At 59.9% G+C, this 22,597-nt stretch carries 18 protein-coding genes and 1 tRNA gene; 10 read left to right on the top strand and 9 right to left on the bottom strand.

The window, feature by feature from the left end:
- The first annotated feature begins 6 nt into the window (after positions 1 to 6).
- From ACXADQ_RS09705 to ACXADQ_RS09690, 4 genes are all read left to right on the top strand, one after another.
- Entirely contained in the window at positions 7 to 1,224 is a 1,218-nt protein-coding gene (locus ACXADQ_RS09705) for an efflux RND transporter periplasmic adaptor subunit (protein ID WP_475319550.1), read from the top strand.
- A 115-nt stretch (positions 1,225 to 1,339) separates the two neighbouring features.
- Complete coding sequence (locus ACXADQ_RS09700; protein ID WP_475319546.1) at positions 1,340 to 3,127, top strand: autotransporter assembly complex protein TamA; 1,788 nt, start codon at positions 1,340 to 1,342, stop codon at positions 3,125 to 3,127.
- The gene (locus ACXADQ_RS09695; protein WP_475319543.1) at positions 3,127 to 5,589 is read left to right on the top strand and encodes a translocation/assembly module TamB domain-containing protein; all 2,463 of its coding nucleotides are present in this window, start codon (positions 3,127 to 3,129) and stop codon (positions 5,587 to 5,589) included. Before ACXADQ_RS09700 ends, ACXADQ_RS09695 begins: the two co-directional genes overlap by 1 nt.
- On the top strand, positions 5,586 to 6,839 hold the full coding sequence (locus ACXADQ_RS09690; protein WP_475319541.1) for a translocation/assembly module TamB domain-containing protein: 1,254 nt from the start codon (positions 5,586 to 5,588) through the stop codon (positions 6,837 to 6,839). The genes ACXADQ_RS09695 and ACXADQ_RS09690 overlap by 4 nt, the downstream gene beginning before the upstream one ends.
- 85 nt (positions 6,840 to 6,924) lie before the next feature.
- Here ACXADQ_RS09690 and ACXADQ_RS09685 read toward each other — a convergent pair whose 3' ends face one another.
- From ACXADQ_RS09685 to ACXADQ_RS09675, 3 genes are all read right to left on the bottom strand, one after another.
- A complete protein-coding gene (locus ACXADQ_RS09685) occupies positions 6,925 to 7,617 on the bottom strand; it encodes an SDR family NAD(P)-dependent oxidoreductase (RefSeq protein WP_475326064.1) in 693 nt (230 codons plus the stop codon).
- A gap of 144 nt (positions 7,618 to 7,761) precedes the next feature.
- Complete coding sequence (locus ACXADQ_RS09680; RefSeq protein WP_475319538.1) at positions 7,762 to 10,323, bottom strand: long-chain-fatty-acid--CoA ligase; 2,562 nt, start codon at positions 10,321 to 10,323, stop codon at positions 7,762 to 7,764.
- 5 nt (positions 10,324 to 10,328) lie between these two features.
- Positions 10,329 to 11,672, bottom strand: coding sequence for a flavin-containing monooxygenase (locus ACXADQ_RS09675; RefSeq protein ID WP_475319534.1), 1,344 nt, complete (start codon positions 11,670 to 11,672; stop codon positions 10,329 to 10,331).
- A 125-nt stretch (positions 11,673 to 11,797) separates the two neighbouring features.
- Here ACXADQ_RS09675 and ACXADQ_RS09670 point away from each other — a divergent pair, with 125 nt between their 5' ends.
- On the top strand, positions 11,798 to 12,391 hold the full coding sequence (locus ACXADQ_RS09670) for a TetR/AcrR family transcriptional regulator (protein WP_475319531.1): 594 nt from the start codon (positions 11,798 to 11,800) through the stop codon (positions 12,389 to 12,391).
- 275 nt (positions 12,392 to 12,666) lie between these two features.
- Here ACXADQ_RS09670 and ACXADQ_RS09665 read toward each other — a convergent pair whose 3' ends face one another.
- The 5 genes from ACXADQ_RS09665 to ACXADQ_RS09645 form a co-directional block, all read right to left on the bottom strand.
- Positions 12,667 to 13,827 (bottom strand): Shedu immune nuclease family protein, encoded by a 1,161-nt coding sequence (locus ACXADQ_RS09665; RefSeq protein WP_475319528.1) that lies wholly within the window; start codon positions 13,825 to 13,827, stop codon positions 12,667 to 12,669.
- 208 nt (positions 13,828 to 14,035) lie between these two features.
- Positions 14,036 to 14,112, bottom strand: a tRNA-Arg gene (locus tag ACXADQ_RS09660).
- Between the two features lie 119 nt (positions 14,113 to 14,231).
- On the bottom strand, positions 14,232 to 15,617 hold the full coding sequence (locus tag ACXADQ_RS09655; RefSeq protein WP_475319524.1) for a sensor histidine kinase: 1,386 nt from the start codon (positions 15,615 to 15,617) through the stop codon (positions 14,232 to 14,234).
- An 18-nt stretch (positions 15,618 to 15,635) separates the two neighbouring features.
- Complete coding sequence (locus ACXADQ_RS09650) at positions 15,636 to 17,051, bottom strand: dihydrolipoyl dehydrogenase family protein (protein ID WP_475319521.1); 1,416 nt, start codon at positions 17,049 to 17,051, stop codon at positions 15,636 to 15,638.
- Positions 17,051 to 17,782, bottom strand: a complete 732-nt coding sequence (locus ACXADQ_RS09645) for a TVP38/TMEM64 family protein (RefSeq protein ID WP_475319517.1) — start codon at positions 17,780 to 17,782, stop codon at positions 17,051 to 17,053. Before ACXADQ_RS09645 ends, ACXADQ_RS09650 begins: the two co-directional genes overlap by 1 nt.
- 277 nt (positions 17,783 to 18,059) lie before the next feature.
- Between ACXADQ_RS09645 and rpmH the strand changes: the two genes are divergently transcribed.
- Genes rpmH through yidD form a run of 3 tightly spaced genes read left to right on the top strand, consistent with a single transcriptional unit; the run spans position 18,060 to position 18,864 of the window.
- The gene (gene rpmH / locus ACXADQ_RS09640; protein ID WP_005980833.1) at positions 18,060 to 18,194 is read left to right on the top strand and encodes a 50S ribosomal protein L34; all 135 of its coding nucleotides are present in this window, start codon (positions 18,060 to 18,062) and stop codon (positions 18,192 to 18,194) included.
- A 20-nt stretch (positions 18,195 to 18,214) separates the two neighbouring features.
- Positions 18,215 to 18,631, top strand: coding sequence for a ribonuclease P protein component (rnpA, locus tag ACXADQ_RS09635; protein WP_475319514.1), 417 nt, complete (start codon positions 18,215 to 18,217; stop codon positions 18,629 to 18,631).
- Positions 18,628 to 18,864, top strand: coding sequence for a membrane protein insertion efficiency factor YidD (gene yidD / locus ACXADQ_RS09630; protein ID WP_475319512.1), 237 nt, complete (start codon positions 18,628 to 18,630; stop codon positions 18,862 to 18,864). The genes rnpA and yidD overlap by 4 nt, the downstream gene beginning before the upstream one ends.
- On the opposite strand, the gene ACXADQ_RS09625 is transcribed toward yidD, so the two are convergent.
- The gene (locus ACXADQ_RS09625) at positions 18,861 to 19,964 is read right to left on the bottom strand and encodes a hypothetical protein (RefSeq protein ID WP_475319510.1); all 1,104 of its coding nucleotides are present in this window, start codon (positions 19,962 to 19,964) and stop codon (positions 18,861 to 18,863) included. The two genes, yidD and ACXADQ_RS09625, sit on opposite strands and share 4 nt — an antisense overlap.
- Positions 19,965 to 20,093: 129 nt before the next feature.
- Between ACXADQ_RS09625 and ttcA the strand changes: the two genes are divergently transcribed.
- Positions 20,094 to 20,963 carry a tRNA 2-thiocytidine(32) synthetase TtcA gene (gene ttcA / locus ACXADQ_RS09620; protein ID WP_475319507.1) on the top strand — a complete coding sequence of 290 codons (870 nt, stop codon included), beginning with the start codon at positions 20,094 to 20,096 and terminating at the stop codon, positions 20,961 to 20,963.
- A 57-nt stretch (positions 20,964 to 21,020) separates the two neighbouring features.
- The gene (locus tag ACXADQ_RS09615; RefSeq protein ID WP_475319504.1) at positions 21,021 to 22,541 is read left to right on the top strand and encodes a putative bifunctional diguanylate cyclase/phosphodiesterase; all 1,521 of its coding nucleotides are present in this window, start codon (positions 21,021 to 21,023) and stop codon (positions 22,539 to 22,541) included.
- Positions 22,542 to 22,597 lie beyond the last annotated feature (56 nt).

The following is a 22,597-nucleotide window of genomic DNA, read 5'->3' as shown; positions in this document are numbered from 1 at the left end:
AGGGAAATGGCACAGAAAAAACGCTCTCGTATGGTGGTGACGCTGGTGGTGCTGGCCGTGATCGGTGGGGCCCTGACCTATGCGTTCTGGCCCCGCCCGGTGCTGGTGGACATGGCCCAGGTTGCGCGCGCCCCGATGCAGGTCACGATTGACGAAGAAGGCCGCACCCAGGTCCACGAAGCCTATGTGGTGTCGACCCCCATCGCAGGCCGGTTGATGCGCCTGACCGTTCATGCCGGGGACAAGGTCGCGGCTGACAGTGTGGTTGCGCGGATGCTGCCGACCTCCCCTGCCGCACTGGATGCCCGCACCCGCGAACAGGCCAGCGCCAATGTCAAAGCCGCCGAGGCCGCCCTGCGGGTCGCTGAGGCGGACGTGAACAAAGCCCAGGCCGACCGCGATCTGGCCGAGGCCAATCTGGAACGCACTCGGCGCCTGTTCGACAGCGGTATCGTCAGCAAGGCCGCGCTGGATAATGTTGAACGCGCAGCCCGTGCCGCGAATGCTGCCCTGGATACCGCGCGCGCTGCGATCTCGATCAGGATCGCCGAGCTGAACAATGCCCGCGCCGCACTGATCTCGTTCGAGGACACGGGCGAGGCTGGCGACAATGTCCTGTCGCTGGTCGCCCCTGTGCAGGGATCGGTGTTGCGGATCATGCAGCGCTCGGAAATCACGGTGCCAGCGGGCACGCCCATTCTGGAAATCGGGAATATCGAATTTGATCTCGAGGTCGTCGCTGAACTGCTGTCCACCGATGCGGTGCAAATCGCGCCAGGAGACGCCGTGATCATCGACAACTGGGGCGGCGCGGACGTGCTGATGGGCACCGTTGCACGGATCGAACCCTGGGGCTTCACCAAGGTGTCCGCGCTGGGGGTCGAAGAACAGCGGGTCAAGGTCACCATCGCGTTCAGCAGCCCCTTTGAGGACCGCGCCGCGCTGGGGCATGGCTTTCGGGTAGAAACCCGGATCATCACCTGGACGGACGACGCCGCGCTGACCGTGCCCGCCGGAGCACTGTTTCGCAACGGCACCGAGGGCTGGGCCCTGTTCGTCGTCCGGGACGGCATCGCTCAGCTGACCCCGGTACAGGTCGCGGCCAATAACGGGCTGACGGCCGCCATTGCCGAAGGCGTGGCCGAGGGCGATCCGATCGTGCTGTATCCGCCCGCAGGGTTAGAGGACGGGCAGACCGTGGCCAAGCGCAGCGCCTATCAGTAACGCCCGCGCGGCATAAACCTGCCAAATCATCGTGTACTTGGGGAAATGCGCGTGTACATCGACGCAGGCAGGCCTATCCTGCGCCCGAACGTCCTTTGCACACCGAGACCCCGAATTGCTGATCCGATCCTTCCTGTCCTTTGGCGTGGCCGCGTGGCTGGTCGCCTCTCCGGTCGCCGCGCTGGAGTCGCTGACGATCCGCCTGAGCGGAGATCAAAACGACAGGCTCGAGAGAACCTTGCAGTCGGCCTCGTTGCTGCGACTGGCGCGCGACGAAGGTGTCAGCGACCCCCAAGACCTGTTCTCGACCGCACAGGCTGACTATCAGCGGCTGTTGGAAACGCTCTATGCCGAGGGGTATTATTCCGGGGTCATCTCGATCCGGCTGGACGGGCAAGAGGCCGCGACGATTCCGCCCTTGGACGCCCCCAAATCGGTCGGTGAAATCACCGTCACCATCAACCCGGGCAAACCGTTCCGTTTTGGCACGGCCCAGGTGGCCCCCCTGCCGCCAGATACGTCGTTGTCCGAGGAATTTGCTCGGGGGCAACCCGCGCGCTCGACCGTGGTGTTGCAAGCCGTCGATACCGCCGTGGATGCCTGGCGGCTGGCCGGCTATGCCAAGGCGCAGCCCGCGCACCAGCATTTGTTGGCCGATCATCGCGCACAGCGGCTGGACGCCAAGGTCACCATCGCGCCGGGGCCCAAAGTGACCTTTGGAAATCTGCGCATCACCGGCGAAACCAATGTCAGCCAGCGTCGGATCGCCCGGATCGCGGGCCTGCCAACGGGGCAAACCTTCAGCCCCAAAGAGCTGGACAAGGCCGCCAACCGATTGCGTCGCACCGGGGCGTTTCGCTCGGTCAGCCTGACTGAACCCGAACGCCTTGGTCCGGGCGACACGATGGATATCACCGCGCAGGTGGTCGACGAGAAACCCCGCCGCTATGGGCTGGGCGCTGAGGTGTCGAACTATGAGGGCATCACCCTGTCCGGGTTCTGGATGCATCGTAACATTCTGGGTGGCGCAGAACGGCTGACCCTGGATGCCGAGGCCTCGGGCATCGGCGGCACAACGGGCGGGCTGGATTACAGCCTTGGGGCACGGTTCGAACGCCCCGCCAGTTTCGGCGCCGATACCAAGCTCTATGCCTATCTGGAACTGGAAAGCCTGGACGAAAAAACCTATCGCGCCGATCAGGGGGCGGTCGCCATCGGGGCCACGCGCGGCTTTACCGATCATCTGGAGGGCGATCTGGAGCTGGTGTTCAGCTATGCCGACACGCGCGACGCCTTTGGGGACCGCACCTTTACCCTGTTCAGCACCCCCCTGGCGCTAAGATGGGATCACCGTGACGATCTGCTGAACCCGACAACCGGGCACTATGTCAGCACCAAAATCACGCCGTTTATGGGGCTCGATGGCGAGGCCTCGGGGGCGCAAACCACACTGGACGCGCGCCTGTATCGTGGCCTGGGCGACAACCTGGTCGCGGCGGGGCGGCTGCAGATGGGATCGGTCATGGGGCCTGCGCTTGCCGGCACGGCACCTGATTTTCTGTTCTATTCAGGTGGCGGTGGTACGGTGCGTGGCCAACCCTATCAATCGCTGGATATCGACCTTGGGGGGGGCAGCTCGATTGGTGGGCGCAGCTTTGTCGGCCTGTCCTCAGAGCTGCGGGCCAAGATCACCCCGTCCATCAGCCTGGTCGGGTTCGCCGATGCGGGCTATGTCGGCCGCGAAAGCCTGTATGACGGCAGCGGTTCCTGGCATTCCGGCGCAGGGGTCGGGTTGCGCTATGACACCAGCGTTGGCCCCATCAGGTTGGATATAGCCGGACCGCTGACAGGCAAGACCGGCGACGGAATTCAGATCTATATCGGGATCGGGCAGGCCTTTTGATGAAACGTTTTTTCCTGATCCTGTGCCTGATTTTACCCCTGTCACTGCAGGCCGAAACCGACGATCGCGGTTTCCTTGAGGGCCTTCTGGAGGACAATCTGTCCGGTGCCGGTCGCGACGTACAGATCGAGGGGTTTCGCGGGGCGCTGAGCTCGAACGCGACCATCGACAGCCTGACCATCGCCGATGATGACGGCATCTGGCTAACGCTGAAAGGCGTGACGCTGAACTGGAACCGTGCGGCATTGCTGGGTGGCGAACTGGACGTGACCGAGCTGTCGGCCAAACAGGTTCTGATGCCGCGCAAACCGGCCCCCAGCTCCAGTTTGCCCAGCGCCGAGGCCACGCCGCTGCAAATTCCAGAGCTGCCCATCGCGGTGCGGATCGCGAAATTTTCCGCCCCCCACGTGGTTCTGGGCACCGAGATCCTGGGGCAAGCGGCGCAACTGAATATCACCGGATCCGCCAATTTGGCGGGCGGCTCGGCCTCGGTAAACCTGTCAATTCTGCGCAATGGGGGCGAGTCTGGAAAAATCACGCTGGTTGCGGGCTATGACCGCGAAACGCAGGACATCGCGCTGGATTTGACGCTGCAAGAACCCCAGGGAGGGTTGGCTGCCAACATGCTGGCAATCCCCGATGCGCCCCCCATTTCGCTGAGCATATTGGGGGCCGGGCCGGTCTCGGATTTTCGGGCCGACATCAACCTGCGCTCGTCTGAACAAACGCATCTGACAGGAGAAGTGATCCTGGGGGCCGATGAGAACACAGTCGGGGCCACGCGGTTCTCGGCGCGTTTAGGAGGGGATTTTGCACCGCTGCTGCCCCCCCAGCATCGTGCGTTCTTTGGCACCAATCCGCAGCTTGACCTTCAGGGCAGCCGCGCGGCTGACGGCTCAATAACGCTTGACCGGTTTCAGTTGGCCTCCGCCAGCCTAAAGGCCCTGGGCCAAGCTGCGATCGCAGCGGATGGCACGCCGGAAAAATTGATCCTGAATGCGGATCTTGGCACGGTTGATGGGCCAGCGGTATTACTGCCATTGTCCGGTGCGCCCAGCTATGTCCGGATGGGGCGGTTTGCCCTGACCCTGGACACAAAAACCACCGAGAAATGGACGCTCAGCGCGCAATTGTCGGGCCTGTCGCGAGACGATCTGACCCTTGAAGCGGCCTCGTTTTTGGCCGAGGGCACCTTTGCCGATGGGCGTGTCGCAGGACAGATGCGCGCCGCCCTGAACGATCTGATCCCCAGCGACGCGGCGCAGGCGCAGGCCATCGGTCGGACGCTTGCCGGGCAAATGACCCTGGACTGGTCCAAGGGCGCGCCTGTCTCTCTGTCCGATATTGACCTGATTGGGGACCATTTCAGAGCTTACGGAAACGCAAGAATTGCCCGTCTGAGTGGCGCGGCCGAGCTGGATACCTGGCTTGATTTGACGGCGAAGGTGAACAATCTGCAGCCTTTCTCGGGCCTTGCGGGGCGGGACCTGGCGGGCCAGGCACAGCTGTCAGTTGCGGGGACCATCCAACCGGTTTCGGGTGGGTTTGACCTGAAAGTCGACGGCACCACCCAAAATCTGAGCCTGAACGAACCCCGACTGGATCCCTTTCTGACAGGACAATCCAGCCTGACGCTAAGCACCACGCGCGATGCAAATGGAACGACTTTGTCGTCTGTGCTGATCAGCGAATTCGCCCGGATGGAAAGCAATCTGGCGCTGGCCGAGGAAACCGGAACGGTGGCCGCCAAGCTGACGGTTCCCGACCTCGCGCCGGGCCTGCCCGAACTGCCGGGACCAGCGTCGATAGAGCTTCAGGCGCAACAGCAGGCGCAAATTTGGGATGTCAGCGCAGTTTTGGCGCTTCCGGGGAGGAATACCGGCACAGTGCGGGCCCGGATCGACATTCCAAACACTGAAAGTATTGCGATTGATGCGGGCGTGACGCTGGCGCTTGAACAGCTCAGCCGGTTTTCTGCGCTGGCCGGGCGCACTCTGGCTGGCGAACTGACGGGGCAGATCGACGCGCAGGCACAAGTGTCTGACCAGAGCTTTTCCCTGGATGCGAATGTGACCGGATCTGACCTTCAAACCGGGATCGATGCCGTGGATACCCTGCTGCGCGGGACGGCGACGGCTGGGCTTCAGGCCTCGCGCGATGGCGAGGGCACCCTGAAGGTTCAAAGCCTGCGCCTGCAGTCAGAGCAGGGCGACGTCCGTGTCGCCAGCGCAGGGACCAATCGACTTTCAGTGCGCGCCAAATTGCATGACCTGGGCGTTTTGGCCCCCGAGCTTGGCGGCGCGGCCAGCCTTTCGGGCGAGGCGACACTGACGGAGAAAAACTGGCATCTGGACCTGCAGGGCCAGGGCCCGGGGGGGCTAATCTGTCGGCGCAGGGCTGGATCGCAGGGGATGGTCAGAGCTCGGATCTGCGCCTGTCGGGCACGTCTCCTCTGGCGTTGATCAATTCGTTCATCCGCCCGACAAACCTGTCCGGCACGGCCCGCTATGATCTGACCGTGAAAGGCCAACCAAGCCTGAAGGCCACCAGCGGACAGATTTCCGCCCAAAAGGTCCGGCTGGCCTTGCCAGATCAACGTCTCGCGCTCGAGGATATTGCGGCCGAGGTTACACTGGCCGGTGGCGCGGCCAATGTATCGCTGAGCGCGCGTTCGGCGGCAGGCGGAACTCTTTCGTTGACCGGGCCAGTGCGGCTTTCCAGCCCCTATGCGGCGGATCTGGCGCTACAGTTGTCGCAGGTCGTGCTGACGGACCCCGCATTGTTCGAAACCACGGTCAGCGGCCCGCTGAGCCTGACCGGCGGCCTGGCAAATGGCGCACGGATTTCCGGGCAGCTTGCGCTTGGCCCGACCGAATTGCGGGTTCCAAACCCTTCCGGCTCGGAACAGGCCGATCTGCCCGGCCTGCGCCACGTGAACACGCCCAAAGCGGTGCAGCAGACCCGCAAATATGCGGGTTTGGTTCAATCCGACGCGACCAGCAGCGCCTCAGGCACGGCGATCGCTCTGGATCTGTCCATCCTGGCGCCAGATCGCATATTTGTGCGCGGGCGCGGCCTGGATGCCGAGCTGGGCGGCGTGTTGACCCTGAAAGGAGATACAAACAATGTCTTGCCTCAGGGCCGCTTCGATCTGATCCGGGGCCGTTTGGATATTTTGGGGAAACGTTTTTCTCTGACCGAGGGTTTGGTTCAGTTGCAAGGCGCGTTTGATCCCTTTATCCGCTTTGCCGCCGACACCGAAGCCGGCGGCACCACCGCGACGATCCTGATCGAAGGTCAGGCAAGCGCGCCAGACCTCAGCTTTACCTCCTCTCCCAGCCTGCCGCAGGACGAGGTGCTGGCACTGATCCTGTTTGGCAAAGATCTCAGCACGATTTCACCCCTTCAGGCCGTGCGTCTGGCGGCAGCTGTGCGCACCCTGGCCGGCAAAGGCGGAGAGGGCGTCAACGGCAAAGTGCGACAGGGGTTGGCCCTGGATGATCTGGACGTCACCACCAGCGACACCGGAGCGACCGAGGCACGCGCAGGCAAATACATCAGCGAAAACATCTACTCCGAGGTCACCGCAGACACCGAGGGCAATTCTCAGATCAACTTGAACCTGAACATCAATCGCGCAGTGACAGCGCGCGGACGGCTGGCCTCGGATGGGGAAACCGGGATCGGTGTCTTTATCGAGAAAGACTACTGAGGAGTGTGCAACGTCGAGGGTCTTTGGACCCATTGATCGACATGTCCTCTTTCAGTTCGCAGGCACATACTCCAGTTGGAATGGTCTAGTTTCTGCGGCTGTCCCGAAACTCGGCAATCCGGTCATCGATCCGCATGATGAAACGCGCCAGGACCCCGTCGAGGTTGGGGTAGAGCCCCCGCAACGCAAAGGTGACGCGGACCATCCAAGGGGCGTAGACCCGCGCGCGGCGTTGATGGATCCCGTCGAGGATCTTTGTCGCAACCTGGTCTGCGCTTGGCAGTGGTTTGATCCCAAGCGGGCGACACGGCAGGCTGTCGACAGTCTTGGAGACATACGCGTCCGAGAAGATCCTGTCTGCCATATCGGTCTGCACGAACCCGAAATAGGCCGCCCCTGCCGTTGCCCCTGTGCCGGTCAGCTCCATTCGCAGGACGCGCATCATCATGTCCACGGCCGCCTTAGATGTGGAATAGGCCGTTGCCATCGGAAAAGGGATCAATGCCGCAATGGAAGAGATCGCCAGAACATGCCCTTTGCGCGATATGACCGAGGCCAGCGCAGGTTGCAGGGTGCGATAGACGCCCTGGATGTTGGTGTCGAGAACGACCTCGAAAAGCTCAGGAGGCATATCGACCGTTGGCGCAACCCGTTCGATCCCGGCGTTGGCGATAACGATGTCAATCCCGCCGAAATCGCGGATCGTCTGTTCGGCAATCGCTGTCATCTGCGCCGCATCTCGCACGTCGGCGATATGTACGGCACCGTTGCCGCGGATCTGCTCGGTCAGCCCAGCTTCGAACGCCGGATTGAATTCGACAGCTATGGGCCGTCCCCCCGCCTGAGAATCTCGGTGACCAAGGCGCGTCCAATTCCCTGCCCTGCGCCTGTAACCAGGATGATGGCGTCTTCGATTTTCAGCTTAATTGGCATTGGAATAATACTCCGCATAGCGCGCGCGCAGATCGGCCTTGAGAACCTTGCCGGTCGCGCCCAGGGGCAGTTGATCGGTGAACACGATGTCAGGCACCTGCCAAGAGGGCAGTCGCTTGGCAAAAAGCGCTTTCACATCGGCGGTTTGCGGGTCTGTCGTGGCGTCAGACACGCAGACCACAAGGGGGCGTTCATCCCATTTCGGGTGGGGTACGGCGATGGCCGCGGCTTCGACCACGTCCGGATGGGTGACCGCGGTTTCTTCAAGCTGCACCGAACTGATCCACTCGCCACCCGATTTGATAAGGTCCTTGTCGCGATCCGTGATGGTCATCACCGCGTCGGCATCGAGGGTCGCGATATCGCCGGTGTCGAACCAGTCGTCTTTGGTTGCTGGTTCCTCCTGGCCGAAATAGCGGTCGATCACCCAATGGCCACGGATTTTCAGATGTCCGGCTGACGTACCATCGCGTGGTTGGGCTTCAGCTCCGCCGTTCTCGACCCTCAACTGAACCCCGAAGGGCGCGCGGCCCTGCCGTTTCAGAAGTTGAGTTGCTGCGTCGGCCGAAAGCCCCTTGGCCTCTTTGGCGGTCAACGCGTTGATCGCGCCAAGTGGCGCAGTTTCGGTCATGCCCCAGCCGTGGATCACCTCGACCCCATGTGTCTCGCGAAATGCACGGATCATGTGCTCAGAGGCCGCAGACCCGCCAACAATGGTGCGTGTCATAGTCGAGAAGCCTTTGCCAGTTTTCCGGGCATGGTCCAGCAGCGCCTGCCAGATCGTCGGCACACCAGCAGAAACGGTGGTGCCGGTCTGTTCGAAGAGCTCGTACAAAGCGTCTCCGCCAAGGTTCGACCCTGGAAGCGCAAGGGACGAGCCGGATATCGCGGCGGCGAAGGGGATCGACCAAGCGTTAACGTGGAACATCGGAACGATTGGCGCGACAACGTCATCGCGTGTCAGGGCAAGTGCATCCGGGCCGATGGCCGTCATGGACTCAAGCACCAGCGACCGATGCGAGTAGAGCACCCCTTTGGGCATCCCTGTGGTCCCTGACGTGTAACAAAGTGCTGCCGCGCCATGTTCGTCCAGTTCTGGCCAGTCAACGATTGGCGCTGCGGCCTCGATCAGCAACTCATATCTCTGGTCCGTCCAGCGTGGCTTTTGCGGGGCTTGGGACAGCTGCACCCAATGCCGGACGGTCGGACATAGCGGTTTCAGCGTTTGAACCAGCCCCGCAAAGGTGCCGTCAAAAAAGACGACCTGATCCGCAGCTTGGTTGATCATGTAGCTGAGGTGTTCCAGCGACAGGCGCGGGTTGATCGTGTGCAGGACCGCTCCGATGCCCGTGACCCCGTAATACAGCTCCAGATGGCGATGCGTGTTCCACGCGATCGAGGCGACTCGGTCGCCCTCTGAGACACCCAGTTCAGAGAGAGCGCTGGCCAGCCGTCGCGCTCTTTGCCCCGTCTCGCCCCAGCTCTGAACGTGCAGGCCACCAACCTCGCCCATCTCCTCGGGGGCTTCGCGTGACCAGATCTTTGTGGTCGGATGATTGGCCTCTGCATGGGTCAGGAGCGAGGAAAGTACCAGAGGATGATATTGCATTTGACCGAGCATCTTGGCCCTCTTCTTGAAGTGTGGTGGATAGCGTCCGTCGGTGTTGGTGGTCACATCGGCCACGGCCTTTGCGACCGGTTTGGGGGTCGCCAGGTCTTCGCCCAGCACATCGCGCCGGAGCCAGTTTTCAACGAGGATCGCCGCGTCCTGCCACCGGTCATCAACGGTCAACATGTGCGAGGCGAGCGGCAGCATAATCGGTGGGACGCGGTGAAACCGGGCGGTGGCGTTAACGTTGCCATGGCTGATGATCTGGTCGAACTCTGCCCCGATCACAGTGATTGGCACATCGCGCATGGACCGCTTGCGAACCGGGCTGAACAACATATCGATGAGCGCGCGAAAACTCTCGGATTTCAGGTGCTTAAGAAGGTGATCCTTGTCCGTCCGGCTTTCATCGCGCGAAAACAGCAACCCGCGCGCGGTGTCGGGGTCAGCCACCACTCCATACAGATCAAGGGTGGCCAGCGTTCGCAAAAACGCCAAAGGGCGCTCTTGCAAAATACGCATTAGGGCGTACCACACCCCCCAAGGCGGCACAGACGCCAGAAGCGCCAACCCACGCACGGGGTATTTCGCAGCATATTTCTGCGCCACGAAACCACCCATGGAATGACCAATGACAACCGGGTCGCTCAGATCCCGACCGGCCATGGCGACATCTTCGACATAGGCGCCGATCGAGGCCCATCTTACACGCCCTTCGGACCTGCCATGCCCGCGCAGGGACACCGCACGACAGCGATAGCCCCGTTCGGCAAACCACGGCAGGAAGAAGGTTTCCCAATACCAGCTGGACGACCATGCGCCGTGCACGAACAGCAGGTCCGCCTTCGGGCTGGCGTTGCTCGGCTCAAGGGTCACACAGTCCAGCGCGCCAGCCCGACCTGCCAGGCGCAGATCCGACCGGACGATAGATCGCAATGTCATGGCGCCTATTCCGCCGCGATGCTGACGGGACCCGAAGACCGGCGCTCGGTCATCGGCGCAGGCTTGGACCGCTTAAGATCAGCGTGAAGCCGTTTGCGGAATTCCAGATCGTTGACGGTGATCGTGTGACGGGGCGAGTTGACCTGATGCACGTCCGGGTTCGCCAGTTCGTGATCGATCAGTTTTGACAGGCTCTTTTTGGGCGCCCAAAGGCCAGCAAGGTGCCGCGCAGCCAGTTTGGCCTGAAGCTCGGAGCCCGGCCAAATGCAGCCCAGCGGCTGGAACAGACCGATAAAATACAGGTTCTGAGCCAACTCGGGGATCATTTTCTGATAGAGCCGGACAGGCGCTTTGGACAGGTCGATTACAGATTTATCCAGAAACGGATGGGTGATGTGAAAGCCCGTGCAGGCCACAACCGTATCAAAGTCTTCGCTGGAGCCATCCTTGAAGCGCACGGTTTTGCCGTCGAAACGCTGGATATCGCCTTTGGGGTGGACCTTGCCGTGACGGATGGCGTGGTAGAGGTCGGAATTCAGGGTCGGGTGGGTGGCCATGATCTGATGATCCGGGTCCGGCAAGCCGATGTTGCGGTTCTTGCCCTGAAGCAGATTCAGGATGAACTTGAGACCAGCCAGTTGGATGAATCCCGGGAATCTTCTGAAGCGATAGAAGAACTTGTCCACCGGTTCGCCCATGATGAATTTGGGGATCAGCCAATAGCCCCGCCGCCAGCTGATCGAGGTCTTGGCCGATACGCGGGATGTTTCGACGGCCACGTCACAGGCGGAATTCCCGCCGCCAATGACCAGAACGCGTTTGTCGCGAAACGGCTCGGCGCGTTTGTAGTCGTGCGAATGCAGGTATTCGCCCGTGAATTCACCCGGATAGTCAGGCCAGCGTGGTGTGTGGTGGTGCCCGCTTGCGACGCACAAGGCATCAAAGACAGCGCTTTCAGAGGGCGCTCCTTCGGTGCTCCATGTGACTTTCCAACGCCCATCCGAAAGCTGTTCTGTTTTTTCGACAGTGGTGCGGAAATTGATGTGATCGCGCAGATTAAACTCGGTCGCATAGCCGACAAAATAGCGCAGAAGCTGCTCGTGAGACGGATAATCCGGCGAGTCCTTGGGCAGCGGATAGTCCATGTATTCCGACGTGTATTTCGAGCTGATGATATGCGTGGTTTCAAAGACGCTCGAATGGCCCGTTGCGTCGTTGAAGCGCCAGTTGCCCCCGACGTCTTCGCATTTATCAAAGGCTGTGACCTCGAACCCGAAGTCGAGAAAGTTTTTGATCGTAGGCAGCCCTGCAGGGCCAGCACCGATTACGGCGACAGTTTTTGCGGTCATTAGATTTCCTCCCTGAGAGAGGAAGGTTTCACTTCGTGACACATGTGTCAATAAAAAATACGACACCCATGTCATGAAGTTCGAGGACCCTTGGCCTTCGGGGAATTTCGTTTAGAAAACAAAGCATGAAGCAGCAGCGAATCCCTCACGCAGAAACCCGAAGACAGAATCGCGAGCAAATCCTCACGGCCGGACGCGTGGTTTTCGCGACCATCGGCTATGATGGGGCAACGATCCGCGACATCGTCCGCGAAAGCGGTCTGGCGCAGGGGTCGTTCTATAACTACTTCAAAACAAAGCAGGATGTCTTTGAGCAGGTCGTCGAAGACATCATCACGCCGCTGATTCCCATCCTGCGAGAGGCCCGCGCGAGCGCCGACTCTGCACATGACTTCATGTATGGCGCGTATGATGCCTGCCGGATGCTGCCGCGTCAGAACCCCGAAGCCGCCGCGATCATCGCCCGGAATCAATCGGCGTTCCGCGAGATTTTCTACCTCGGCGATGGACAGAACAAGATCACGACCGATCTGATCGCCGACCTGAAAGCCGGGCAGGATGCTGGGTTTCTGAAACAGACCGACGCGGATTTGATGGCCGAAACCATGGTCGCCCTTGGCATGGATCTGGTCATTCAGGCCGCACAGCACCCGCAAGAAGCCAAACGCCGGGTCGCGTTTTTGACCCAGCTATTCGTAGATTCGATCGGCGTGCGATGATGGCGTACTCTTCCGCGTGCGCCACGTAGCAGAGCAGCAGCAACAGGCGGTTTCGCGGTCTGGCCAGCGAATCTGACCCGCGCACGATAAATGGGGAAAAACCGCCAATGGCACGACAATGGTGCCAAATCGTAAAACAACGTGTCGTCTATTCAAGGGGAAAGTGGCGGACCGAGGAGGATTTAGTATATACAATATATCATTTACAATCAAATACTTAATAGGATATTTCGGAAAAAATGTTGCGGGATTTGTTGCGGGATCAGATGAACCCCTCAGACACTTTTAGTGATAAAGCGGGCGCGCTCGAGCAATTCATCGAAAGTCAAAATATCCACCGTCCGGTTTTCTTGGCGAAACAATTCAAATGTGTCGCGTTTTATTTGCGCTGCTCTAAAGTTCTCCGCTTCATCAAACTCACTTCGCGATCCGATGACCAAGATTGTTTTTGCGTTGCGCGTTCGCGCCTCAAGTTTTTCCGTTCCGGCCCTATTGTAATGATCGCCACTTTGAGCCGAGGCCAACCACTCGGCCTTTTGCTCAAGGACCTGAGAAACAGCGCTGGTAAACTCAGAACTAAACTCCCAGGTTCCAGCCCTGCCGCCTTTGCCTGATTTGAAAATTCGCGTGTTTGGCCGTTTGATTTCCACCAAAACGGAATAGTCAGTGAAGTTTAGCAGAAAATCGACAACGGGTTTGTTCTGGTTGTCCGTTCCACCTCCTCCAACGGTCATTTCACGATCAAATTGACGCATGATCCGATAATCGAGGCCGTAGCCAAATACCCATTGATGCTTATCGAAGAAGTCTTGCCAGTGGGCTTCGGACCAACTCCCAGAAGCGATCTGCGCTTCAAATTCCTCAAGACCTTGACGTCTTCCCAATAGGATATTGATCTCCTCACTTGTGAGGTCGGCTTGCAAAGCACGAACAACTGATTTTCTCTGGTCATTGCTTAGCAACTTGATGCGTTCGACTAACCCACGGTCAGAGGCGTCAATAATCGCTTTCGGACCCGATTGAGTGGAAATGTCCTCAATCTGGAAGTTGTCTTCGTTGGAAAGGTCAATGAACTCAATTTGCCCCAAGAACGACAACAGGCGCTTGAACTCATCTTGCCGGAAAGTAAACTCGTTTTTCTCGTATGCCTGTATCCAATCACCCGCGCGAGTTTGAAAACTCTGCAATGTGATACGACGCACTTGCTTTTCGTCTTGGGTTACTAACGCCGTCACCTGTGTTTTTCGCTTTTCGCCGGTCAGACGTAAACATGCCGCCCCCTCAACTTCACCAAGTTGCAAACTATCGGAGCCCTCGATTACCATTCGCACCTGCCGTAGTCTTTCAGGTGAGCGGTCGCTGAAAGAAAAGACCTTTGAAATGTATGTCTTCAATTCTTTTCTTAGTTCGAAAAATTTTTGTTCATCATCACTCATGTCGGCAGTTTGCGTTGATAACCACTACGGCACAAGATTCTATCCCACGCCGGAGCAAACAAGGTGCATTCAAAAAGAAATGTTGCGGGATTTGTTGCGGGAAATGGAAATGTTGCGGGATTGCCTAGAAAATAGGCGAGACAACATCAATCAACGCATTGATATCGTTGAACATTTTATTTCTCATGGGAATTTCCGCCTTGGGAAGTGGCGGACCGAGGAGGATTCGAACCCCCGACCCCCTGATTCGTAGTCAGGTACTCTATCCAGCTGAGCTATCGGTCCGTGGAGGCGGGGTTTAAGCCTTGCGGCGGGTATTGGCAAGGGCAAAAGTTGCACAAATCGCGAAGTTTTTTCGCGCGTCGCTGGCGCCCGAAAAATCCCCATATTTTATTGGGCTTGGATCAAAGATCGGCCCCGCCACGCGGCAGAATGATGTCAAAGGCTGTGCCCTCGGGGCCGGTATGGGCCAACATCAGCGTCCCGCCATGGCCGCGGATCAGCTCTTGGGCGATGGCCAGCCCCAATCCGGTGCCACCTTTGGACACCCCACCCTGGAACGGCTTGAACAGGTGTTCTTGAGCCTTGGCCGGCAGGCCCGGCCCGGTGTCAGAGACGCGGATCAGCCAGTGGCTTTCTTCCTCTTCCGCATGGATCGAGATCTCACCACCCTCGCCCGATTGGGTGATGGCCTGGCGCGCATTGCGCACAAGGTTGAAGATCACGCGATACAGCTGTTCAGAATCAGCGCGGACCTGCAGCGTGTTCGGCACGTCCTCGGCAAACGAGATATCGTGCTCGCCCACGGACAGGCGCTCGCTGTCGACCACATCGCTGACGAGATCCGCGAGATACAGGCGTGTCAGTTGCGGTGCCGGTTCCTCGGCCTTGCCAAAGGCCAGCGTGGATTCGCACAGATGAACCGCGCGGGTGATCGAATTCACCAGCTTGGGCGCCAGACGTTTCACACCGGGGTCCTCGGACATCTCGATCCGGTCGGTGAACAGCTGGGCGCTGGTCAGGATATTGCGCAAATCGTGGCTGATCTTGGCCACGCTGCTGCCCAGCTGTGCCAGGCGTTCCTTTTGCTTCAGCGCGCCGGTCAGCTCGGTCTGCATGGTGGCCAGCGCGTCTTCGGCCTCGCGCAGCTCTCGCAGGGTGGATTTGGGCGAGATAATGCGCCGCGCGTCCTCGGGGTTCGAGGCATAGGATTGCATATCGCGCACCACGCCCTTGATCGGCCGCACCAGGAACATCCGCACCGCCATGAACAGCAAGACGGCGGTGAAGATCGAGATCACCGCCGACAACAACAAAATCCGCAAGCCATAGTCGATCATCGCCATCCGCAACGGCGCGGTTTCCAGCGTGACCTCGATCAGCAAACCGGCATCGCGCACGGGGCTGCCGATCACCCGGATCACGCGCGGGTCCGGATCGAACAACCGCATCGAGGCATCGCGGATCAGGTCAAACGCCGGGGCCTCGCGCAGATCATAGGTCGCATCAATCGGGCGCGGCAGTGGTGAGGACAATACCAACTGGCGCGCCTCGTCCCGACGCAGCACCACGTTGAACACCTCGGCATTGCGCAGCAGCTCTTCTTCCAGATCGGCGGTGATCATGTCATCGGCCAACAGCGCCAATGACGCGATCTGTGCCCGTTCCAGCCGCGACAGCAGGTAATCCTCGCGGAATTGCGCAATCGACGGGACAAAGATCAGCACTTCGGCCAGCATCACGAAGATGACCGTCAGTATCAGGAATTGGCCCGAAAGCGAGTTCAGCATATCTGCTCCGTTATCGGGTCATGGCAGCCAGCGTTGGACGAACCGCACCACCCGTTTGACCTTCATGTTATCAAACAGTTTAGGAGAGAAATAGGCACCCGCTGCGCGCTTGTTAACCTCGGCAATGGTCGGATAGGGCGCAATCATCGCAGAAATCCCCGCCATCTTGATGCCATTGGCGATGGCCAGCGACCAGGTGGCGATCAATTCGCCCGCCTGATGCCCCACGATCGAGGCCCCAACAGGCCGCCCCTTGACCACCATCACCTTGATCAGGCCCTTGGTCTGGCGAATGGCGATGGCGCGGTCGTTGTGATGGTATTCGAACCGCGCGACCTCCAGCTTATCGCCGTATTGTTCGCGCGCTTGCGCTTCGGTCAGGCCGACTTGCGCCATTTCGGGGTCGGTATAGGTGGCCCAGGGGATATGCGCGGTTTTCACCTTTGCGGGCAGGCCGAACAGGACCTCTCGGATGATCAGGCTCGCGTGATAGCCCGCGACATGGGTGAATTGCAGCCCACCGGCGACGTCCCCGATGGCATAGACCTTCTTGTTCGAGGTCTGCAGGCGGTCATCAACGGTGATCCCGCTGCGTTCGTACTCGATTCCCGCCGCTTCCAGGTTCAGCTTATCGATATTGGGTTTGCGCCCGACGGCCATCAGCAGATGGGTGCCCTTGAAGGTCCCGGCCGAGGTTTCCACGGTGATGTCACCCTCCGAGCCGCTGATCTGCTGCGCCAGCGCGCCTTCGACGATGTCTACGCCTTCCTCGCGCAAGGCCTCCAGCGCGATGGCGGCCAGCTCCGGGTCATCCTTGCCCAGCGCCTTCATGCCCTCGATCACCGTCACCTTACAGCCCAAGCGGATATGCGCCTGCGCCATCTCCATCCCGATGGGGCCACCGCCGATGATCAGCAGATGCTCGGGCTTTTCGCGCAGATCGAACAGGGTTTCATTGGTCTGATAGGGCACGTTGTCCAGCCCGGGGATCGGCGGCACAAACGGGGACGAGCCCGTGGCGATGATCACCCGGCGCGCGGTGATGGTATGCGCGCCCGCCTGAACGGTGCGCGGGCCGGTGAAGCGGCCAAACTCGCGGATGACGCGGACGCCCAGCCCTTCGAAGCGTTCCTGACTGTCGACCGGGGCGATGGTGTCAATCACGGCGGCGACATGATCCTTGGCCTTGGCGTAATCCACCTGCGGCTCGACCGGCGTCACGCCCATGGCCGCGCCAGCCTTCATCGCATGGGCCGCGTGACCCGCCGCCAGCAGCGCCTTAGAGGGCACGCAACCATAGTTCAGGCAGTCCCCGCCCATCTTATGGCCTTCCAACAAGGTCACATCGGCCCCCATTTGCACGGCCCCAGCCGCCACGGACAACCCGCCCGAGCCCGCGCCAATTACCAGCAAATCCGTCTTGATATCCGCCATCAGGCACCTTTCCGGCCACGCAGGGCCTTGATCACGATGGGCAGCGCCGCCAGCGCGCACAGGCCCAGAATTGGAAGCAGTATTTGGGGCTCGAAGATGATGCCCAGGTTGGGGGTCTCGCCACGCTCGAACACCTCGCCCAGTCCGGCACCGACCGAGGTATAGACGACCCCGCCCGGAATGATGCCCAGAAAGGTCGAGATCGCGAACCGGGACAGCGGCACACCAACCAGTGCAGGGACAAGGTTGGCCACAAAGAAGGGCACGGCGGGCACCAGCCGGATCAGGAACAGCATGGACCACTGATTCTCGTCTATGCCATCCTTGATCTTTTTGACCGCACCCTCGCTGCTTTCCATTTTGGCGGCCAGACGTTCGCCCAAACCCCAGCGGGCCGCCAGAAAGATGCCCACGGCGCCAATGGTGGCGGCGGTGATGTTGAAAAGCGCCCCGGGGAAGGTGGCGAACAGAAAGCCGCCCGTCAGCGTCGCGATCGAGGCTCCGGGCAAAGAAAACGCCACGATCAGCACGTAAACGGCCATAAAGACCAACACCGTCGCCACGTAATTCGCATCCCGGAACTCCACCAGGGCCTGACGGTTGTCGCGCAAGGTCTCAAAGCTCAGATAGTCGCGCAGCAGATAGCCCCCGACCAGCGCCACCACCAGAATCACCAGCAACGGCAGCAGGCGCCCCCAGCTTCGGCCTTGTTTTTCCTGTTTGTTTTCCACAATCTTCCCCAATCTCGGTTGCAGCCAAGATGCGGGCAGGACGCGCCAGATGATAGGGTGATCACGCCGGGTTGATCGCTGGTGACGTGTAACGCCGCGTTTTCACGGGTTTTGCCGCGGCTTGAAACATTTGACCCCGAGAAGAGCCATATTTTTGTTGCAAAAGCCCGTCGGGGGATTTGACATAGTCCGGACCTGCCCCTATAGGACGGGCTTCGGATACCACGGGCCGGGCGAATCCGCTTGTCCAGCCCCCAGATGATTTGGAGACGGAGCGATGAAACGCACCTACCAGCCCTCGAACCTGGTTCGCAAGCGCCGCCACGGATTCCGCGCCCGCATGGCCACCAAAGCCGGTCGCAAGATCCTGAACGCACGCCGCGCACGCGGCCGCAAGTCGCTGAGCGCCTAAGCTTAGCCGACCTGACGGACATGACACCGCCGGAGGCCCCTATGGATGGCACTGCCAGCCCTGGGGACATGCCCCCGGCGGTTTCCGTTTGTCTGCAGGTTCTCAAAAACCGCTCGGATTTCCTGCGCGCGTCGAAGGCACGGCGCCAGGGCACCAAGGGTATGATGGTTCAGGCGCGCAAACGACGCGCAGACGAGCCCACGCAGGGAATCCGCGTGGGCTTTACCTGTTCCAAGAAGGTCGGCAACGCCGTGGCCCGCAACCGCGCCAAGCGCCGTTTGCGCGAGGTGGCCCGGATGGTGCTGCCCACCCATGGCCGCGACGGATGGGATTACGTGCTGATCGGGCGCGCGGAAATGACCGCCCAGCGCCCCTTTGCGGACCTGCAGGGCGATCTTATCTATGCGCTGAAAAAGCTGCATCAGGATCGCACATGACTCCGCTTGCCCATATCGCAGCCCTGCCCGTCCGGGCATATCGGCTGATCTTCAGCCCCTGGGTCGGGCACAATTGCCGGTATCAGCCCACCTGCAGCGCCTATGCGCTGGAAGCACTGGAAAAACACGGCGCGATCCGGGGCAGCTGGCTAACGATCCGCCGCATCGGGCGCTGCCATCCTCTGGGCAGCGATGGCTATGACCCGGTCCCCGACCCCAAGCGCAAAGACTAGCGCAACAAACAACTGGCAGGGCCCGTGGCAACGCCAACATACCCGCCGCCACGATAGCGCGCACTGCGCTGGCGCAGGACCGAAGTTTGTGGGTCAGCAGGGTAATTCGCGACGAAATATTCGGTCCAACTCCAGCTTGCCTCGCCGCCATGGGCGCGCAGGAACTGCTTGTCTTGTCCTCTGGATGCCGCCCCACCGTTCGCGAACAAGGTGTTCTGCCAGTTCACCACGACCTCATACAAAGTGGTGCCTTTCCCAGCCTTGTAGTCAAACAGATTGCCGCCGATGTGCCGGATCGCATGCGCCGTCATGACAAGATCACCGATCAATTTATCCTCGATGCGCACACCCCAGTTATCTGGCAGCTTCCCCCGATACGGGGCCCGCAGGGTTTGATCGTCGTAGAATTCTGCCAAGGTGCCATTTGCCTTGAAACTTTTGACCACCTTATCAAAATCGCGCAGCCCCTCGGTAAAGGCGCGTTTGTTGTGGCTGGCGATCCCCCAATAGACATAGGCCGTTGCCGCCGCTGCAACCGTATCCGGCCAGCGATCGCTTTGACGCGCGCCCCATGCGGTAAAATGCGAGGTTTTCCAAAGCGTATCGCCCCATTTCACGACGGCCTCGCGCTGACCGGGCGACCAGCCGCCGCGATGATCGATCACATTCACCGCGATTGCGACGTTCTTCAACAGAACTGACGCCCAATGAGCCGGATTTGATCCTGAGCCGCTCCAATCCTGCTTGGTGTAGGCCCGGGCCTGTGCCAGCACCGTCATCTCTTTGGCGAGGGCCTTGGCCTGCTGCGGGCTGGCGACAGCGCTCGAAATCGCTTTGTTGAACCATTGCAGCGTTTCATTCAGCTTGCGCGTATGGCTGCCGCTATGGCCCGTTCGTGGGATAAGAACCGAACTGGGCGCTGTGCGAATACTTCTGTTCGGGCAAAAGCGTTTGCTTTCAAAATTGAACAGCACCGCTGGTTTTTTGCTTTTGACCAGCGCGTTAAACGCTTTGCCTGCCCCTGATCCGCTCATCGATCCAGCGTTCAACACCTCAGCCATCGCCACGAACGCGAGTACCAAAACAGGCAGCAATCTCATTTTCCAACACCCATGCAAAACACCTATGATTGACATCCTAGCGGACGGCACACGTTTCCCCAAACGCATTCAAACGCCTTGAATTGCCGGGCCTTGCCCAGAATGGTGAATGCCAGTAAAGCACTGTCCATGCTGGACGACCAAGACGACATCCACCCGCTGTTTCACGGCGCGCCGAAATCGGCTGATTTCAAGAAACTGCGCAAGCGGATTGTTCGCTATACCCGCGAGGCGATCGAGCAATACGGCATGATCGAACCGGGCGCTAAATGGCTGGTCTGCCTGTCGGGCGGCAAGGACAGCTATACTCTGCTGGCCGTGCTGCACGAGCTGAAATGGCGCGGCTTGCTGCCGGTTGAACTGCTGGCCTGCAATCTGGATCAGGGTCAGCCCGGTTTCCCCGCGACGGTCCTGCCGGAGTTCCTGGAAAAGATGGGCGTGCCCCATCGGATTGAATACCAGGACACCTATTCGGTGGTGATGGACAAGGTGCCTCAGGGGCGGACCTACTGTGCGCTGTGTTCACGCCTGCGGCGCGGGAACCTTTATAGAATCGCGCGCGAAGAGGGGTGCTCGGCCGTGGTTTTGGGTCATCACCGCGATGACATTCTGGAAACCTTCTTCATGAACCTGTTCCACGGCGGGCGTCTGGCCACGATGCCACCGAAATTGGTCAATGAAGAGGGCGATCTGTTCCTCTATCGCCCGCTGGCCCATGTGGCCGAGGCCGATTGCGAGAAATTCGCCCGCCTGATGAATTATCCGATCATTCCCTGTGATCTGTGCGGGTCTCAGGACGGGCTGCAACGCCAGCAGGTCAAACAAATTCTGGATGGATGGGAGAAGAACGCCCCCGGTCGCCGTCAGGTGATGTTCCGCGCGCTGATGAATGCCCGTCCCTCGCATTTGCTGGACCCGAAACTGTTCGATTTCGCCGGGCTGGAGCTGGGTCAGAACAATTTTCAACAAATCGACGCTGATTTGCCGAAGCTGCGTTAAGGCAGCGTTGAGTATTGGGGCCCTAGCTTTCCTTCGGATCGCAAGGAAAGGGTTCCCATGTCTCATCCCCGGCTGCAGGCCTTGGCACATCTGCGTGTGAAACTTCGTCAGGCACTGACGGGGCCACAAATGCTGGCCTTTCTTCCCGCAACCGTCCTCAGCGCCTATTGGATCGGAGGCGAGGCCTATTTGCTGGCTGTGTCCCTTGGCTTTCCCGTGATCTACGCCGCTGTGGGCGGTTTCGGACAGATGTCTGCCCCGACGCCACCTGAACTTCCTCCGCTCGAGGTCTTGCTGGAACAACATCTGGCCGATGCGCATCAGCAGAACAAATCCTTTGCCTGCTATATGGTGTCACTGGACGACTATGACGAATTGCTGGACCGGTATGGCCGGATTGCGGTGGATCGCGTTCTGGATCGCATTTCCGACCGAATCGGTGCTGTTCTGCGTCACGGCGATATTGTCCTGAAACCCGAGGACGGCGTGATCCCTGTTGTCATGGCTCCCGTCCGTCTGATGGACCTGGAAATGGCGATCCAATTGGCCCGCCGATTGCAAGCGGCCGTTGAAGAACCCGTTTCACTGGAAGCCACCAGCATCTATGTGTCTTGTTCCATCGCCTTCAGCCTAAGCCAGCAGAACACCCATCGCAACGGGTTGAAGATGGCGCAAAATACGCAGGCCGCGCTTGAGGATGCCCGTGCCAACGCCCCGTCTGCGATCCGCGCATGGACCGAAAGCCTGAAATCCGCCCGTCTCAGTCATTCCGACCTGACCGACCAAGCGGTGCACGCCCTGGAAAACGGCCAGATCCAGCCGTGGTTCCAGCCCCAGGTCTCGACGGATACCGGTCATATCACCGGGTTCGAATCCCTGGCACGCTGGGTGCATCCAGAACAAGGGATCGTTCCCCCGGCCAGCTTTTTGCCTGCCCTGGAAAAGGCAGGAATGATGGAACGTCTGGGCGAGGTCATGCTGTGCCGGTCCCTGGCTGCGATAACGGACTGGGACCGCGCTGGCGTGCACATTCCAACGGTCGGTGTCAATTTTGCCGAACAGGAGCTGCGCAATCCGAAGCTGGCGGAAAAAATCAACTGGGAACTGGACCGATTGGAACTTGCCTCGGATCGCCTGACAATCGAGGTTCTGGAAACTGTGGTCGCTGAAACCCCGGATGATATCGTTGCGCAAAACATCAACGAACTGGCGGCTCAGGGCTGTCATATCGACTTGGACGATTTCGGTACCGGTCATGCCTCGATTTCCTCTATCCGACGTTTCGCCGTGCAACGAATCAAGATCGACCGCAGTTTTGTCATGAAGGTCGACAAAGATGCCGAGCAACAGCGCATGGTGACCGCAATCCTCTCGATGGCCGAGCGCCTAGGGCTGGACACATTGGCGGAAGGTGTCGAAACCCCGGCAGAACACGCGTTGCTGGCGCAACTGGGATGCGGTCATGTGCAGGGGTTTGGAATTGCCCGACCGATGCCCTTTGAACAAACACTGGATTGGATTCGCGCCCACGAAGCCCGCGTAAAACAGCCCCCCCTGATCGGGCGCAAACAAATTTGACCCCAGAATACCCGCAGTCATCCTTGTTTTCGAGTGAAACTGCTTGACCTTTTGGG

Source organism: Thalassovita sp. ABM4_323 (assembly GCF_056158665.1).
This window is presented reverse-complemented; position numbering and strand designations above follow the sequence as displayed.